Annotated in this window: 17 protein-coding genes; 8 read left to right on the top strand and 9 right to left on the bottom strand. The window is 57.4% G+C overall.

The window, feature by feature from the left end; genetic code table 11:
• Positions 1-176: 176 nt before the first annotated feature.
• Entirely contained in the window at positions 177-2,153 is a 1,977-nt protein-coding gene (locus tag ACVWVQ_RS01030) for a protein kinase domain-containing protein (RefSeq protein ID WP_457506405.1), read from the bottom strand.
• 141 nt (positions 2,154-2,294) lie between these two features.
• On the opposite strand from ACVWVQ_RS01030, the gene ACVWVQ_RS01025 reads away from it, so the two are divergent.
• On the top strand, positions 2,295-3,176 hold the full coding sequence (locus ACVWVQ_RS01025; RefSeq protein ID WP_011433458.1) for an inositol monophosphatase family protein: 882 nt from the start codon (positions 2,295-2,297) through the stop codon (positions 3,174-3,176).
• Here the strand turns inward: ACVWVQ_RS01025 and ACVWVQ_RS01020 are convergent.
• Both ACVWVQ_RS01020 and hemE read right to left on the bottom strand, forming a co-directional pair.
• On the bottom strand, positions 3,131-4,114 hold the full coding sequence (locus ACVWVQ_RS01020; protein ID WP_011433457.1) for a glycosyltransferase family 2 protein: 984 nt from the start codon (positions 4,112-4,114) through the stop codon (positions 3,131-3,133). The genes ACVWVQ_RS01025 and ACVWVQ_RS01020 overlap by 46 nt on opposite strands.
• Positions 4,115-4,191: 77 nt before the next feature.
• Positions 4,192-5,286, bottom strand: coding sequence for a uroporphyrinogen decarboxylase (hemE, locus tag ACVWVQ_RS01015; RefSeq protein WP_457506403.1), 1,095 nt, complete (start codon positions 5,284-5,286; stop codon positions 4,192-4,194).
• 242 nt (positions 5,287-5,528) lie between these two features.
• On the opposite strand from hemE, the gene crtE reads away from it, so the two are divergent.
• From crtE to ACVWVQ_RS00995, 4 genes are read left to right on the top strand one after another with little or no spacing between them, the layout of a single operon-like run.
• On the top strand, positions 5,529-6,422 hold the full coding sequence (gene crtE / locus ACVWVQ_RS01010; RefSeq protein WP_414350897.1) for a geranylgeranyl diphosphate synthase CrtE: 894 nt from the start codon (positions 5,529-5,531) through the stop codon (positions 6,420-6,422).
• Between the two features lie 49 nt (positions 6,423-6,471).
• Positions 6,472-6,954, top strand: coding sequence for a divergent PAP2 family protein (locus ACVWVQ_RS01005; RefSeq protein ID WP_414328881.1), 483 nt, complete (start codon positions 6,472-6,474; stop codon positions 6,952-6,954).
• A 13-nt stretch (positions 6,955-6,967) separates the two neighbouring features.
• Positions 6,968-7,615 (top strand): hypothetical protein, encoded by a 648-nt coding sequence (locus ACVWVQ_RS01000; RefSeq protein WP_414356278.1) that lies wholly within the window; start codon positions 6,968-6,970, stop codon positions 7,613-7,615.
• Between the two features lie 45 nt (positions 7,616-7,660).
• Entirely contained in the window at positions 7,661-8,503 is an 843-nt protein-coding gene (locus ACVWVQ_RS00995; protein ID WP_414350903.1) for a SirB1 family protein, read from the top strand.
• An 89-nt stretch (positions 8,504-8,592) separates the two neighbouring features.
• Here ACVWVQ_RS00995 and ACVWVQ_RS00990 read toward each other — a convergent pair whose 3' ends face one another.
• Together ACVWVQ_RS00990 and ACVWVQ_RS00985 are read right to left on the bottom strand one after the other, a co-directional pair.
• Positions 8,593-8,775: a hypothetical protein gene (locus ACVWVQ_RS00990; RefSeq protein WP_414342619.1), complete on the bottom strand. Its 183-nt coding sequence runs from the start codon at positions 8,773-8,775 to the stop codon at positions 8,593-8,595.
• 200 nt (positions 8,776-8,975) lie between these two features.
• Entirely contained in the window at positions 8,976-10,031 is a 1,056-nt protein-coding gene (locus ACVWVQ_RS00985; protein ID WP_457506401.1) for a TauD/TfdA family dioxygenase, read from the bottom strand.
• 319 nt (positions 10,032-10,350) lie between these two features.
• Between ACVWVQ_RS00985 and ACVWVQ_RS00980 the strand changes: the two genes are divergently transcribed.
• Entirely contained in the window at positions 10,351-11,181 is an 831-nt protein-coding gene (locus ACVWVQ_RS00980; protein WP_457506399.1) for a DUF1350 family protein, read from the top strand.
• A gap of 315 nt (positions 11,182-11,496) precedes the next feature.
• Here ACVWVQ_RS00980 and ACVWVQ_RS00975 read toward each other — a convergent pair whose 3' ends face one another.
• Complete coding sequence (locus ACVWVQ_RS00975; protein ID WP_011433446.1) at positions 11,497-11,745, bottom strand: hypothetical protein; 249 nt, start codon at positions 11,743-11,745, stop codon at positions 11,497-11,499.
• Between the two features lie 95 nt (positions 11,746-11,840).
• On the opposite strand from ACVWVQ_RS00975, the gene ACVWVQ_RS00970 reads away from it, so the two are divergent.
• Together ACVWVQ_RS00970 and ACVWVQ_RS00965 are read left to right on the top strand one after the other, a co-directional pair.
• Positions 11,841-12,221 carry an Npun_F0494 family protein gene (locus ACVWVQ_RS00970; RefSeq protein ID WP_011433445.1) on the top strand — a complete coding sequence of 127 codons (381 nt, stop codon included), beginning with the start codon at positions 11,841-11,843 and terminating at the stop codon, positions 12,219-12,221.
• A gap of 67 nt (positions 12,222-12,288) precedes the next feature.
• Positions 12,289-12,510, top strand: coding sequence for a hypothetical protein (locus ACVWVQ_RS00965; RefSeq protein ID WP_011433444.1), 222 nt, complete (start codon positions 12,289-12,291; stop codon positions 12,508-12,510).
• 114 nt (positions 12,511-12,624) lie between these two features.
• Here ACVWVQ_RS00965 and ACVWVQ_RS00960 read toward each other — a convergent pair whose 3' ends face one another.
• The 3 genes from ACVWVQ_RS00960 to ACVWVQ_RS00950 all read right to left on the bottom strand — a co-directional run bounded on the left by ACVWVQ_RS00960 (position 12,625) and on the right by ACVWVQ_RS00950 (position 14,949).
• Positions 12,625-13,032 (bottom strand): hypothetical protein, encoded by a 408-nt coding sequence (locus tag ACVWVQ_RS00960; protein WP_457506398.1) that lies wholly within the window; start codon positions 13,030-13,032, stop codon positions 12,625-12,627.
• Between the two features lie 154 nt (positions 13,033-13,186).
• Positions 13,187-14,380 carry an RNA-guided endonuclease InsQ/TnpB family protein gene (locus tag ACVWVQ_RS00955; protein ID WP_457506396.1) on the bottom strand — a complete coding sequence of 398 codons (1,194 nt, stop codon included), beginning with the start codon at positions 14,378-14,380 and terminating at the stop codon, positions 13,187-13,189.
• Positions 14,381-14,397: 17 nt separating this feature from the next.
• Positions 14,398-14,949 (bottom strand): hypothetical protein, encoded by a 552-nt coding sequence (locus ACVWVQ_RS00950; RefSeq protein ID WP_457506394.1) that lies wholly within the window; start codon positions 14,947-14,949, stop codon positions 14,398-14,400.
• Positions 14,950-15,042: the final 93 nt, after the last annotated feature.

The raw sequence follows: 15,042 nt of genomic DNA, 5'->3' as shown, positions 1-15,042 counted from the left end.
GCTTGAATGTTGCAGTTGAATTGCCATTGCTTTACGGGATCCCAAGCCAAATTGCCCATAGCCAGGTGGATCCAGTACCATGATGATCTATTTCAATTCCTGGCTCCCCTCTTTCCTAGAGAGAGTCAAAGGGACTGTCGAACTGCGGTTGTTTTTCGGAACGGGATCCCTGGGGCCTAAGAGGCTTGTTGTTGATTTTGAACAGTAGGGATCCGGCGCAAATTCAAAAGCACCATTGCGCTGAGGGGGCGCGTGTTGGCCAGTAGCCCCACGATCAGCAGCAGCCAACTGTTCAAGGTAGTATTGTCCAGCAGCCAACCCATCAACAGAGCCGATCCTGCCCCTTCGGCAACTGCCGCCAAGAGCCAAGCCCGTCTACCTTTCCAGCGCTGAGACCACAAGGCCCATTGCAGCCCACCGACGCCGACCCCCACCAGCAAACCGCGCAGCGCATCTCCCATTGCCTGCAAGACATTTTGGAGCCAGGGATCCGTCGGGTTAAAAGCAGAGGTTGCTACCCCCACCTGGGGAGCGAGGAAATCCGCCGCCGCCCAGCCCAAAGCCGTGGCCAGCAAAGTTGCAGCCACCCATCCCACCGAAACCTGCCGCCGCAACACCGCCCACTGCAGCAGCCCCATCAGCAAGCCAAGGCCGGCTCCAGCCACCGCTTCTTGTAGTGATCCCAAAGCCGCCAGCAGAGGAGCCAATGCCCCCAACCCCAGGTAGCCGATCCCAGCCGCCCCCAAATTGGCCAAGAGCCAACTCAACGCCGACCCTTTGCCCAGGCGGGGTGCATTCAGGGGTGCATCCAACAGATGAGAGCCGGACTTGCTGTTGACATGTTCCTGCCCAACCTTCTGTTCCGCCTCGCGCAGCCCCTGTTCCGCTGAAGGGTTACCCGGCTCCAGCCGCAGCACCCCTTGATAATCCATCTGGGCAAGGCCCCAATGTCCCTGCCGTTGGTGGGCCAGACCGCGGTAGAGATAGTAGCGGGCTTCGTTGGGGGCGCTCTGGATCAGCTCATTGAGCAGATGGACGGCCATCTTGTACTCGCCTGCCTCGATCAGCCTTACCGCCCGTTGTAGCTTTTCTTCCTCGTCTGCGGCGGCTCGACCCATCGGCTGTTGGGAAGTCGGCTGGCCAAATCCGGTCGGGATCCGCGGGGGGCGAACACCTGGAGATGCAGGAGATGAACTTGAGGGGACGAACGGGGCAGGAGGGGCAACCTTGTTTCCATAGACAGCCTGTAGCTGCTGGCCGAGCACTTCCATGTTGGCTGGGCGGAGGGCAGGGTCTTTCTCTAGGCACTGGAGGATGACCCTCTCCAGAGCAGCAGGGATGGGGTGGGCTAGCTTGTGGTCTTGGAAGGGGCGGGGCTTTTGAAAGTTGTGGACGTGGTACCAGCCTTGCAAGGTGTCGGTATCCGGCTCGAAGGGCAACGCACCAGTTAACAGCTCGTACAGCACCACCCCCAGGGAATAGATGTCGGAGCGGCCATCCAGCTTTTCTCCGCGCATTTGCTCGGGCGAGGCATAGACCATCGTGCCCAAAAAATAGCCCGTCTGCGTCAGGCCACGAGAGGTCTCCCCCATGAGCTTGGAAATGCCAAAGTCCAGGATCTTGACCCGCTCTTTCCCATCGTGCCCTTTCTGCACAAAGATGTTGCTGGGTTTAATGTCGCGGTGGATGACGCCGCGAATGGAGTGCTTGCCCAGATCCATCTGAAAGTTGTGGGCGTGGTGCAGGGCAGAGCAAATTTGCAGAGCCAAGTTCACCACTCGCTCTGGGTGCAAGGGGCCTTCCCGAGCCAGCACATAGTCCAACCCCTGGCCGCTGTAGGGTTTGGCATTCAGGTACTCCATCACCAGATAGGGCTGGTTTTGGTACAGGCCGTAAGAGCGCACCTGCACGATGTTGGGGTGCTCGCCCAATAGAGCGCTGACCCTGGCCTCATCCATGAAGCGTTGCTGCAGTTGCTGGTAGTACTCTGGGCCCATGTCCGGGGGCGGCGGGCGCAACAACTTGACGGCCACCAGCTCGTCATTGAGCTGGGTATCCACCGCCTCGAACACATTGCCGTAGCCACCCTCGCTGATGTGGCGGGTCAGCCGGTAGCGGTTGCCAATCAGTTGTCCAATCAGGCGCTGGTTCATGGAGGAGGGTGGCCAGCTGGGGAGTTTACCTATGATTTGATTCTATTCAGCTTATGGGCCTAGAACCTGCTTGTGAGGGATCCGCTGCCATTGCGACCCCTTTTCCACCCCAAAAGCCAGGGATCCCGCTAGGATTGGGGCATGAGTGCTCCTTCTGCAACTGCTGCTCTATCCCCTTTCTGGCTGGAGGTTACCGAGTTTGCCTTGCAGGCTACGGCCAGCGTGGGATCCCAGCTCTTGGCAGACTTTGGCCAGGCCCACCCTACGGTTCGCGCCAGCGGGACGGAGTCCTTAAAAGCCGACGGCAGCTTGGTAACCTCTTCTGACCAGTGGGCGGATCGCGCTTTTCAAGGGGCCATTGCCGCTGCCTACCCCGATCACGGTTATCTGAGCGAGGAATCCAACCACATTTTTCCCGAGAAGGAGTGGTGTTGGGTAGTGGATCCTTTGGATGGCACCACCAATTTTGCCCGTGGGATCCCCATTTGGGGCAGCTCCTTGGCTTTGCTGCATTGGGGCGTGCCGGTGTTTGGCTGTGTCCATCTGCCGCCCATCCGCCAGACTTTTTACGGCTATTGGCCTCGGTTTCCTGGGGATGCAGCAGCAGGAGCTTTTCTCACCCGCCACGACCGGGATCCCGCCTGTCCCCAGCCAATCCGTCCTAGCACCGCCTCACCCGGCCCCAACCAATTGTTTAATTTCTGTTCCCGCAGCAGCCATTGGATTAGCCCGCAATTCCCTTGCAAAGCGCGGATGTTGGGGGGCGCTGCCTACAACCTGCTGGCGGTGGCCGGTGGCAGCCTTTTGGGGGCGGTAGAACGCTCGCCCAAGATCTGGGATGTGGCGGCAGTGTGGGCCATTGTCAAGGGGGCCGGCGCCGTTTGGGAACCCCTGAGCTGTGCCGATCCGGATCCCGGCCAGCCTCTCATTCCCGGCAAGGATTATGGCCGACTCACTTACCCCGCCCTGGTGGCAGCTCAAGCCGAGTGGATCCCCTTATTTCGCGCCTTCATCGCTCTGTAGCTTTCGTAAACGGCCTGCACGTTGTACCAGTTGAGGAAAAAAATCCGGCACAGCTCCAAGGCCAACTGCGAGCGGCCATGCCGGATCAACCAGCGCAGCAGCGGTTCCACCCGCTTCTCGTTCAGCCAGCCCCCCAGGGATAAAAGGCCCCACAGGAATTGGTGCAGGGGCGTCAGTTGGATCATCAGGCGCACGGCCCAGGTGGGGTGTTTTTGGTAAAAGAGAATACCCATGCGGCCCCGCTGCCGTTCCCGCTCAATCAATCCTGGGATCTGCTGCAGCTCAAAGGGTGGATGCCAGTGGTAGCCGGTGGCCTGGGGGCACTTGACCAGGCGCAGGCCCAAACGTTTTAGCCGCACCCCCAGCTCCAGGTCTTCCCAGCCGTAGAGGTGAAACCGCTCGTCAAAGGGGCCGGCGGGGGTTTCGCAGGCCAGCTCCAACCAATGGCGGGCAATGGCCACGTTGCCGGTGGCGAAAAAGGCTGCCGAAAAATCGGTGGGCTTGAAGGGTTCGGAGCGGGGATCCTGAAAATTGCTGGTGTTGATCACCCGCCCGTAGGTGAAGACCTTGGCCTCGTGGGGGGAGCGGGGATCCCCTGTGACGCCGTGTCGTCGCAGCATCTGGGCGTGGCTGGCCAAGAAGTGATCCACCACCACCAGGTCGCTGTCGATAAAGACGATGAGGGATCCCTGGGCGTGGCGAAACCCCAAGTTGCGGGCAGCGGCGGGGCCGCGGTGCTCCTGCTGCAACAGTTTCCACTGGGGCAAGCCAACGGGGTTGTTCTGCAGCCATTCCACTGTGCCATCGGTGGAGCCATCGTCCACCACCACCACCTCGTAGCCCTCGTAGGGGCCGGGCTGTTGCTGCGCCAAGGCCCGCAGACACTGCTCCAAAATGGGACGGCGGTTGTAGGTGGGAATGATGACGCTGATGTACACCGGGGATCCCTAGGGATGGCTGTACAGCCCTTGAGCAAAAACACCTCAGGGAAGAGGGGTTCCCACTGCCTGTTGGGCTAGAGGGCTTTTAGGAGCTCTGCCGACTGGCGCACCGTCTCGAAAAAGTAATGGACATTGGCCTCTGGAGTGCTTGGGTGGATGCCATGGCCCAAGTTCATGATGTGTCCACGGGATCCGGCTTTTTGAATCACTTCTAGGGTGCGCTGCCGGATGAACTCTGGCGATCCCAGCAACACCATTGGATCCAGATTGCCCTGCACCGCCAGGGATCCCAGGCGGGCCCTGGCCTCTGCCATATCGCTCATCCAATCGAGGCTGAACACGTCGATGCCGGCTTTGCCCACCCGCTCCAGCAAAGCGGCGCTGCCGTTGATGTAGAGGATCAGTGGCACCTGCGGATAGCGAGCTTTCACCTGATCCACAATTTGCTTTTGGTAGGGCAAGGCCCAACACTCGTAATCGACTGGGCTGAGCTGGCCGGCCCAAGTATCGAACAACTGCACCACCTGGGCGCCGCACTCGATCTGGTAGATCACGTAGCGGGCAATGCTGTCGGCCAGCTTGCTCAGCAACTGATGCAGCAATTGCGGCTGTGTAAAGGCCAAGCTTTTGATGTGGGCATAATCTTTGGAGCTGCGCCCTTCCACGGCATAGCAGGCCAGAGTCCAGGGGGAGCCGACAAATCCCAGCAGCGTCGCTTTTCCTTCCACCTCGCGGCGCAGGGTGCTGAGAATGGTCTTGATGAAAGGCAGACTTTCTTCCGGTTCCAGTAGGCGAATGCGCTCAATTTGGGCTTGGGAACGAATCGGCGGGTCGATGATCGGCCCCTGATGCTCCACCAGCTCAAAGGGGATGCCCATGCCCTCAAGGGGGGTGAGGATATCGCTGAACAGGATCACTCCATCAGGGGCAAAGGCCCGAAACGGTTGCAACGAGATCTCGATGGCCAGCTCCGGGATCTCGCAGCGCTGCTTAAAGGTGTACTTGCTTTGCAGCTCGCGGTAGGCCGCCATGTAGCGACCCGCCTGGCGCATCATCCAGACCGGAGGGCGATCCAGCACTTCCCCTCGGGCCGCCCGCAGCAAACGCAAGTGCTCCGCACCGCTGGCTGGGGAGGGGGGGGCGCTGAGCTGAACAGGCGAGTGGGACATAGGAGGGCAATCCGGCTAAAGATCCTTATGAATCCTGACATTGTGGCGACAGCAACCGCAAGTTGGCGGCTCAGGATCCCTGCGGTTTCTTCATCGGTTGCAACTTGCCGTCACTTTTTGTCCTTTTGGCCTCTGGGCTGGGATCCCCATTAAAGTGGACATGAGATAATGACACCTGGCCAGCCTGTTGAAGAACGGCTCGACAAGGATCCCCCCATTGCCGAGTTGAGAGGAAACCCCGCTTGGTTGCCCAAACCTTTAACCTGAAAGCCTACCTGAGCCAGCGTCAGCAACAGGTGGAAGAAGCTCTCTCTGCAGCTTTGGTTCCCGCCTATCCGGAGCGCATTTACGAGGCGATGCGCTACAGCCTATTGGCAGGGGGGAAGCGCCTCAGGCCCATCCTCTGTCTGGCTGCTTGCGAGTTGGCCGGCGGCACTGTGGAGCAGGCTCTGCCTACCGCCTGTGCCCTGGAAATGATCCACACCATGTCGCTCATCCATGACGACTTGCCGGCCATGGACAATGACGACTTTCGCCGCGGCAAACCCACCAACCACAAGGTGTTCGGCGAAGACATTGCCATCTTGGCGGGAGATGCTCTGCTGGCTTTTGCCTTTGAGCACATTGCTAGCCAAACTCAGGGGGTACCGCCGCAGTTGGTGTTGCAGGTGATTGCCCGCATTGGCCATGCTGTGGCGGCAACCGGTTTGGTGGGGGGACAGGTGGTGGATCTGGAGTCGGAGGGCAAGGCCATTTCCCTGGAAACTTTGGAGTACATTCACAGCCACAAGACCGGCGCTCTGCTGGAGGTCTCGGTGGTTTCGGGAGGGATCCTGGCGGGGGGAGATGAGGAGCTGCTGGACCGCCTGAGCCGCTACGCCCGCGATATTGGCTTGGCCTTTCAGATTGTGGACGACATTTTGGACATCACCGCCACCAGCGAGCAACTGGGCAAAACGGCAGGCAAGGATCAAGCTGCCGCCAAAGCCACCTATCCCAGCTTGTTGGGCCTAGAGGCCTCCCGGCAAAAAGCCGAGGAGCTGATTCAATCGGCCAAGGAAACGTTGCGCCCCTATGGATCGCGGGCAGAGCCGCTGTTGGCCCTGGCAGATTTCATCACTCGCCGTCAGCATTAGGACAGGACAAGGGGACAAGTTAGATGGGATCCCTGGAGACCCTGCTCGCATGTCTGTGCTGGAGAGCCGTATGCTGCAACAGTTGATGGCCAATCATGTCCTCTGGGTTGCTTTGCTGGCCAGTGTGTTGGCCCAAGCCATCAAGCTGATCCTTTCCTATGTGCGGTCAGGCAAGGTTAACCTGCGAGTCTTGGTGGAAACCGGGGGAATGCCCAGCTCCCACGCAGCGTTGGTGACGGCTTTGTCCATTGGGGTGGGGATGCAGGAAGGCTGGGACAGCCTGCTGTTTGCCGCGACGGTGGTTTTCGCATTGGTGGTGATGTACGATGCTGCCGGGATCCGCCAAGCCGCTGGAAAACAGGCGCGGGTGCTGAATCGCCTCCTGGAAGAATGGTTTGAAGAAAAGGGCGCCGACCGTTTTCCAGAACCCTACCTGAAAGAATTGCTGGGGCACACTCCCGTTCAGGTCATGGCCGGCGCGGCTTTGGGGGCAGCCTGTATTACATTGTCGTTTGCCCTGGGAGTAAACTGAGAGCCATTGGGGCATGCTAAGGCAGAAGTACCGCGGGGTGGTCATGGCTTCCAGTTCTCAACCTCGTCCGATCCAACGTTGCCCTTCCTGTGGCAAGCCGATCCCAGCCTACCGGTTCAAGTCTCCCTACTGCGACCACTGCGGTTGGCGGGCGGCTCCGGCAGCGCAAACCCCTCAAAAAGGTGGATCCCTGGGCCAGAAAATCGCAGCTCAGGTAAACGGGATCGGATCCCAAGGTCAACGCTTCAAGGTGCCCCCTCTGCTACAGCCGCTGCTGAACTTCAACTTTTACCTCTATCTGCTCTGGGGGATCAGCCCTCTGTTTCCGCTGGTGGTGGATCGACCCCTGCTGGCCGAATCCAACTATCTGCTCCTAATCCCGCTTTTGTTGAGCTGGGGGCTGCTTTATTTGGCGGTGCGAGATCTGCCGCTGCCGGACAATTTGCGGCTGCCGCGCCTGTTGTTGGATGTATCGTTCATCCTGCTGCCCTTCTTCCAGAAAATTAATGTGTCCAAAGCCCCCAACCGACCCTATTGGAATGCTCTGCTGATTTGGGTGATCGGGATCCTGCTGCTTGCAGCCTTGTGGCTTTGGAGCTTCAGCCTGCTCTTGACGGCAGTGACGTTGCTGTTGACCAGCTTTTGCACGCTGCTGTTCTAACCGAGATCCTTGCAAAGAACCTCAATATTTAATATTTAACATTTCATGAGCATTCCTGCTGCCCGTCAACGCTTTGCCCTTGAAATCCAATCGGAGCCCATCGATCTGGGTCGGGCGGCCCTCTGGATTGCCCAAGAAGCCTATCCCGATCTGGAGGTGGAAGAGTATGTGGCCGCTCTGGATGAGATGGCCGCAGAGGTGCAAGAGCGCCTTCCCCCGGAGCGTTATCCCCTGCGGGTCATCAAGATCTTGAATCACTATCTCTTTGAGGATCTGGGCTTTCGTGGCAATCGCGAAGATTATTACGACCCACGCAACAGCTTTTTGAACGAAGTGATCGATCGGCGCACCGGGATCCCGATTACGCTGTCGCTGATCTATCTAGAGCTGGCGCGGCGGATCGATTTTCCCATGGCAGGAGTGGGCATGCCCGGCCACTTTTTAATCCGGCCCCTGTTTGCAGGCGCCGAGATTTTTGTGGATCCCTTTCAGCAGGGGGAGATTTTATTTCCAGAAGATTGTCAAGAGCTTTTGTCGCAAATCTACGGGCCTGGGATCCCTTTCCAAGAACACCACCTACGCCCCACCCCTCCCCGCCTGATCTTGGTACGCTTGCTCAACAACCTCAAGCAAATTTATCTGAGCCGCGCCGAACTGGAACCCGCTTTGGCAGCAGCGGAACGGATCTTGTTGTTGATCCCTGAATCCTTGCCCCACCTAAGGGATCGCGGGCTGTTGTATTATCAGTTGGGCCGTTGGCAGCAAGCCTGCCAGGATCTCAAGCGCTACTTAAAACAGGCGCCTTTCCACCCCGAGATCAATCGCTCTGATGAGCATTTAATCCGGGAAATTGTCGAGAGATTGGAATCTCATCCGGACTCATGCTAGGAGCATGCACAATTGCTCTCAGTTGTGCGTTGTGTAAGTGTGTAAGTTTTGAGCAAGATCTGCCGTCGTTTGCAAGCAAGGCTAGGTTTCTAGCAGGGATCGGAAGCAGCCCTTACCTCTTGGCGCAAAATGGCTTCCACCAGCTTATCTAAAGCCTCTAGATCAGATAGATCATAGTTTTTTTCCCAGAGGATTTGGTTAATGCTGGACTCCTGCTGCAGAGTTAAAACCGAAGATTGTAAAACCTCATCGATGATCTGGCGAATGCTCATCTTAACCTCGCAATCGTGAGAAGAATTGATGGCTTTGGCTCATAAGCCTAGAATGCTGGAAACGCTCTGCGATAGCCATCGTGAGGATCACGTATTTTGACATCAGAATCTGGGGCGACTCATCCAAACCCTTTCGGGGAAATCGCCAATAGTACTTTTACGGACTTGAGCTATGGATGGCGCTGAAGTCTGCGAACTTCTCAGGATCTTCTGAGACAGACCTGCTCCCCATTGAGGGCAGCTTGGGCCTCATCATCTGTTGCGAAGGCGGTGCGAATGATGCGCTCACCGGGATGGCGATCCCCTGCCGAAAGGCCGAGATCCCGCACCACAAATGAGCGCTGGATCCAGCGGTCGAAGCCATCGTAGCGGGGAGAGAAGGCAGTCCGTCCGTGAACGGTGCGGCGATTGTCAATACAGAGCAGATCCCCTGTTTCCAGCTTGATGCCTCGGTAGACAGCGTGGATTCCCTTCCTCAGGGCTTCTAGAGCCAGACTGGCTTCGGGGGTGAGCCCCACCATCAGGTCTTCGTCGTAGTTCCAGAAGGGATCCTCTCGACGGCCATACAACACCGGCAAAATGGGGCCATTGATCAGGGCTTGCCGGTTGCCGAAGGAGTAGTCGATGCCGGTGCGATACAGGGGTTCAAACAGCAGCTCCCGCTCTCGCTCTCCTAGCAGAGGCAGGACATGACGGATGCTGGCGTAGGTGGTTTCCGCCACACGGTCATGGTCGGGGCGCAGGCAAAACAGCAGCAAAAACTCTGGTGAGTAGGGATGAAAAACCGTCTCGCGGTGAAACTGCAGCCGGGTGCGGGATCCCTCGGAAGATTGCACCTCTTCGCTGTCGGGAGTAGGCACCAAGTTTTGAAACAAATCCCCGTTTTTTTCTTGGATGTAGGAGACCAAATGCCCCAAGCGGCTGCCGATCATTGCCAAGCAGCGTTCGCTGACAAAAGTGGTTTTCTCCTCAGAGCGCTGCGCCAGAGCCGGTGTGCGGGTATGGTCTAGTCCGGGATCCACGGGCAAGCCCCGCAGCAGCAGGATCCCTTCCGAATTGGAATACAACTGAAACTCCAGCAAGGCCCGCCGCAGATAACGGGGCAGCTCATCTGCCCGCATCTCGCAGTCCAGGAGAAATTCTTCTGTTTCCCGATAGGGATCGGGCCCAGGTGCCAAAAACAGGTTTATCGTCTTTTCATCAAAGCCCCGACAATCGATCAGCAGGCATCCTTTTTCAAGCTGTGAAGTCTTCATCACGATCCCTCACCACCCACTGCCCTAGTCATAGCAGCCGCAGCAACTTTTGGGCAGGGATCCTACACTCAAAACCCAATCTCGGCGAGTGTAGCGCACTACCCTTCGGTGCTAGAACCTCAGTCTGAGGCGGGGCAGAGTTTTGCCTGCTGCATCAGAAGTTAACTGGGGATCCCCATGTCTGGGCAAGATGTCCATTAGGATGAGTTCCAGGGGCTGGCCAGCGCGGGGAACCGGCGTAAAGTGGGCAAAGTGGGATCTGCCGAGCGCTGGGTTATGGGGAAAGCTTCAACAAACTCGCAGGCGAGGTTGCAACACCATGGCACCAACTTGGCAAACCGATGGGCATACTTGGTTCCTTCTGCCCCCTCAACCCCGCGCCGTCGTTCACTTTCTGGGTGGAGCTTTTGTGGGAGCTGCCCCGCAAGTGTTCTACAGCCGCCTGCTGGAAGAACTGGCCCGTATGGGCATGGCCGTTGTTGCCACCCCCTACACCACCGATATCGATCACGCCCAACTGGCGCTCAACGCAGCCCAATCTTTGCACAGAAGCCTGCAAAGCAAGGGTTTGCTGGAGTTGCCCCTGTTTGGTTTGGGTCATAGCCTGGGCTGTAAGTTGCAGATCCTCTCTTGTCTAGCCGTTCCTTCTCTGGGATCCCGTCGGCGAGGCAATATTTTTCTGGCCTACAGCAACGCTGGGTTGGATCGGGCTTTGCCATTGCTGCGGCTGTTGGCCCAAGCTTGGCCTCAACAACAGCTCGCCGATCTGTGGCGGATGTGGATGGGATCCTCCTCGCCACCTGTGAATCTGTGGTTAGAGTTCGAGCCTTCCCCGACAGAAACCAACCGCTTAATTGAGGAGCAGTATCCGGTTAGACACAACCTGCTCGTAGAATTTCGACAGGATGATATTGACGACATTCCTCTGCTCTACCAACAGCTTTGCCGCAAGTATCAAGGCCACACCGAGTGGCAGCATCTCGAGGGGGATCACCTCACTCCACTGGGTTTTAGCTATCCTTTCCAAGTCGGGGAGGAGTTCAGCCCCATCGATGCTTTTGGACAGTTGATCTACCAGAACCTACTGGCCCCCAATCACCAGATGATTCGAAGCATTCAAGCCTGGCTAGCAACCCAATTGGCCCATTGACATTCTTCCCACGGCTCAAGTCAACGGATTTTTTCACAGCTTGCAGGATTTCTCCCGCTCACTGTTGGCAAGCGGGCGGCAGGTCTTGCTACTCCATCCTTGCGGATGCAGGAGGATGCCATAACCCCAGATACTTTGGCCTTCCATTTCAAACTAGATTGAAACACTCCCTAAGCGTTCTCCGCTGCCGCCCTACCCCCAGCAAGAGAGGGGAGCTAGATGGAAATGTTTCATTCCGGCTTAAAACGACTATAAAAGCTGCGTCACAACCTCGCTAGCGGAGCTACTGCATTGGTGTAGCTCATGACCGCCCATTTACTGATCAAGCCAGCTCAAATCGGAGAGCAGATCTTGAGAGTAGGAAGAGGGGGACTGCGCTTGCAGATGAAACAACATCTGCAGGGTATCGCTCATCAGAAAGTAACAGGTCAAGACGCCGCCGGCAGCCACAGCCACCAGTGTCCCTGCCAACATGCGCGAGAACTCTTGACTCTGAAAAGCCTGCTCCATCAAGCGCAGCGCCCAGAATCCCAGGAGGACAACAATGGCAAGGATGATCAACATATCGTAATTTAATATCGTAATTTATTGTAACAAGCCTGCTGCTCAACGGCCATTGACAGAATTGAATAAGAACATAAGGACTCCCCTTGTCCCTCATGCTCCATGACTCTGAGTCAGTGTACAGAAGGGCTTGGCGTGCCTGGATTTGCAGCCCTTTTCGGTTGCCCTTGCTGCAGGCCATGAGCACAAAAGGGATCCCACCAGCGAAGATTGCAGGTTGGGCCGGCGTTCAAGCGGGCTACAGCCGACGCCCGTTATCGGAAATGCGGGTGGATCAGGAGCTGATGTGGCTGATTCAGGTAGGGCTGTTGCGACGGGAAGTGGATGGGCAGGGGATCACCGACCGGTACCGTCTGGCACCTCTGGGTCGGCAGTTGTTGCAAGATCTGGAGAGGGATGAAGCTTTTGCCGGGATCTCGGCAAGCTGGGCAGACCACCTGCAGAATAGGCTGACCCGCTGGCGGCTGCTCCCCTGAGGATCCCCTACACTGGATCCAACTTTCAACGCCGCTCTCGAGGGGGGATATGGTACGGCCAAGGTTGATGCGTGTGCCCGGATCCCTGGCACTCCAACGTCCACTCCAAACCTCTTTGCAGCGGCGCAGCCAAGCAATTAACCGGCGCAGCAAGTCTATCTACCGCAAAACCCGCTCCCTCTACCGACGCAACTTGCCCCTTTATCTGCGCAATTTGCTGTTGCAATACCGCACCAGCCTTATCTACAACCTCAAAGCCAGGCCTGTCAGCAGAACCCGTCGAGGATAGCAAGCCCCCCTCTGGATCCCAGCACAACAGTCTTCACCCCGTCAGAGTTGGTGATGGAGATTGTCCACCCCCAAACCTGTGTAACCCCGTAGGAGGGGTACTTCTTGCAGGAGACTATTGGATTGTGAAGCGGCCAACTCCCACCTTCTCGCCGTTGACATGAATCTCGACGCGGTAGCGCCCGGTGTAGGGTTGGCTGAAGCTCAAATAGCCTTGCACCGTGTCGCCGGGATCCCAGGGAACATCGAGCCTGCGGATCAGTTGCTCGCCCCCGGCTTCTCCGCCCTCGTAGTACCAGAGTATCTCCACCTTGGCGTTGGCAGGAAGGTTGCCCACTGGCAAGATGGCCCAGATCAACGTGTCGGTGGTCTTGAACTCGGTTGTGGCCTCGCCAGGGCTGCCGTCCCCCCGACCTCGGTACAGGCCGATTGTCTTCAGCCCCGCCCCTTTGGGGATCTCTCCGCTGTAGGCACGGGCATCTGCTTGCGCAGCCTGACCCAGGCGATCCAGCTCAGCCAGCAAATCTTCCTGCTGCTTCAGGGCATCGGTTGCTTCCTGCAGCCACTGGGCGATCTGCCGCTCTGCGGTTGGGGCTTCCGAAACCGGGGAAGAAGGCTGTGCAATCGCCCCGCTGAGGTTGCGAATGGGAAAACCGTAAACTACCCGGCTCCGACCGCTAAGCGGTACGGAGCGGGCTTTCAGTAGCCCTGGGCCTGCTCTGCTCTACCAGAGAACAAAACAAGCCCGGACCTCTAGGCTGGTTTACGACAGCCCCCAAAAGCGCAATCACATTCGCACCATTCAAATCCGCATCCCCTTCCCATCCACAATGCCCACACTTGAACGACTTGCCACTGCGATAGGATTGCGCAGGGTCGAGATGGATGTGCAAACACCGGTGGCAGGTCTGCGACGTGTAGGCAGGCGGAACAAGAATCAGAGAAACCCCTGCAACCCTCGCCTTGTATTCCAGAAACTGACGTAGTTGGTAGAACGCCCAACTGTTGGCCCTGCGCCGTTCGGCTTTGCTGCGGGGTTGTTGATTGACTCTTTCCCGGATCCCTGTCAGGTCTTCCAGGGCGATAGCGCTGTTGGTAGCCTTTGCCCTGGAGACAATAGCTTTAGAGATGCGATGATTGACCCACGTTTGAAAGCGTCTCTCCTTGCCAGACAGCCGTTGCAGCAGTTGACGGCATCTGCGCCGCGAACTGCGTGTGCCCTTACTGGCTTTGCGTTGGAGTACCGCCCTCAACCGGGAGTAGTGATCTCGGACTCTGTTCAACTGCTGTCCATTCCAGTTGTCCCCCTCTGACGTATGGGCAATATCTGTCCTTCCAAAGTCCACCCCGATCACCTTGTCGGTATCTTGTTGCTTGGGTGGTTTTTTCTCTACGCAAATCTGGATGTAGTAGGAGCCATCTTTGCGCTTGACCAGGGTGGCAGATTTGGGGTTGGAACCAGCCAGCATTCCCCTCTGGTAGTTGCCAATGGCCAGTTCAAAGCGTTCTCTCCCTTCCACCGTGGTCAGCGACACCGTCCAGTCTTTTTGACGGAACGAAAAGATGCGAGCGTCGTAGGTAACAAAGCCGCTCTTAAACTCCTTGACGGGACGCTTTTTCTGCTTAGCCACTTTGCGGGAACCCGCTACCCGTCTGCACACCTGTTGAGCCAAGTTACTGGACAAGCCAAACCGGGCTCGAATCTCGTAGTAGCAAAGGGATTGGAGTTTGACTGCGTTGACTACTTTTTCTGGTGTGTTTTGGTTGACCCAGTTCAATGCCTGTACAAAGGCATCCATCGTCGCGTCCAATTTGGCGGCTTGCGACGGGGACACCTTGAGCTTGCAGGATATGGTCAGGACTTGGCTCATAAGTTCATTGTACTTCATCAAAGCGCATTCCTCCCGGCACTGACCCTACGGGTACAGTGCGGGGCTCCTGCGATTTCTAGCTGAGCTGTCCCCACCTCGCTGCCCAGTAAGTTCAGCCAGCGGCTTCGCACTTCGGACGTCATCTCTGGCTTTGCGGCATAGGCAATGCGCACACTGCCGCTTGGGCCTCGGGTGATCCGGCCAATCTCATGTTCCTCAACTCCACTCACCGTTCCACGACAGCCAGCACTGCGAAACTCGTAGAGCACATCTTCTTCGCTCTCCCGATGGAACTCCCAAGTCGTTTGGGGGCAGCTAGCCAGGATGTTGTCCCGCATGTGGTTGGCAAGAAAGCGCGGCGATCCCTGGACATGAACGTCCATGACGGAGAGCATTTCTCTCCAAGAGGCCAAGCTCTCTCCAGGCCGTATGAGAAGGGTTAGAGTAAGCCCTTCTAGGACTTGATGATCGGCGAAAACCCATTCCCCCGAATCCCCTTCGATAACAACGTTTCCCGAGGGGCTGATGAAAGCGGATGCAAACAGCAGGCCGGCAAAAAGATTCAACACAATGCCCTTCCTTATCCTGGGATTTGCACTTGAAAATGAGATAGGACGACTTTCAAGCCGCTCACTGGGCAAGCAAAGAAGGGCTGGACAAAG

It is taken from the genome of Thermostichus sp. MS-CIW-36 (assembly GCF_054059035.1).
This window is presented reverse-complemented; position numbering and strand designations above follow the sequence as displayed.

Excerpts from the sequence above, each read along its gene's own strand:
- ACVWVQ_RS01000 (WP_414356278.1), top strand. The coding sequence starts at position 6,968 with ATGCTAAGGCAGAAGTACCGCGGGGTGGTCATGGCTTCCAGTTCTCAA.
- ACVWVQ_RS01005 (WP_414328881.1), top strand. The coding sequence starts at position 6,472 with ATGTCTGTGCTGGAGAGCCGTATGCTGCAACAGTTGATGGCCAATCAT.
- ACVWVQ_RS00990 (WP_414342619.1), bottom strand. The coding sequence starts at position 8,775 with ATGAGCATTCGCCAGATCATCGATGAGGTTTTACAATCTTCGGTTTTA.
- ACVWVQ_RS01030 (WP_457506405.1), bottom strand. The coding sequence starts at position 2,153 with ATGAACCAGCGCCTGATTGGACAACTGATTGGCAACCGCTACCGGCTG.
- ACVWVQ_RS00965 (WP_011433444.1), top strand. The coding sequence starts at position 12,289 with ATGCGTGTGCCCGGATCCCTGGCACTCCAACGTCCACTCCAAACCTCT.
- ACVWVQ_RS00980 (WP_457506399.1), top strand. The coding sequence starts at position 10,351 with ATGGCACCAACTTGGCAAACCGATGGGCATACTTGGTTCCTTCTGCCC.
- ACVWVQ_RS00975 (WP_011433446.1), bottom strand. The coding sequence starts at position 11,745 with ATGTTGATCATCCTTGCCATTGTTGTCCTCCTGGGATTCTGGGCGCTG.
- ACVWVQ_RS00970 (WP_011433445.1), top strand. The coding sequence starts at position 11,841 with ATGCTCCATGACTCTGAGTCAGTGTACAGAAGGGCTTGGCGTGCCTGG.
- ACVWVQ_RS01025 (WP_011433458.1), top strand. The coding sequence starts at position 2,295 with ATGAGTGCTCCTTCTGCAACTGCTGCTCTATCCCCTTTCTGGCTGGAG.
- ACVWVQ_RS00985 (WP_457506401.1), bottom strand. The coding sequence starts at position 10,031 with ATGAAGACTTCACAGCTTGAAAAAGGATGCCTGCTGATCGATTGTCGG.
- hemE (WP_457506403.1), bottom strand. The coding sequence starts at position 5,286 with ATGTCCCACTCGCCTGTTCAGCTCAGCGCCCCCCCCTCCCCAGCCAGC.
- ACVWVQ_RS00955 (WP_457506396.1), bottom strand. The coding sequence starts at position 14,380 with ATGAGCCAAGTCCTGACCATATCCTGCAAGCTCAAGGTGTCCCCGTCG.
- ACVWVQ_RS00995 (WP_414350903.1), top strand. The coding sequence starts at position 7,661 with ATGAGCATTCCTGCTGCCCGTCAACGCTTTGCCCTTGAAATCCAATCG.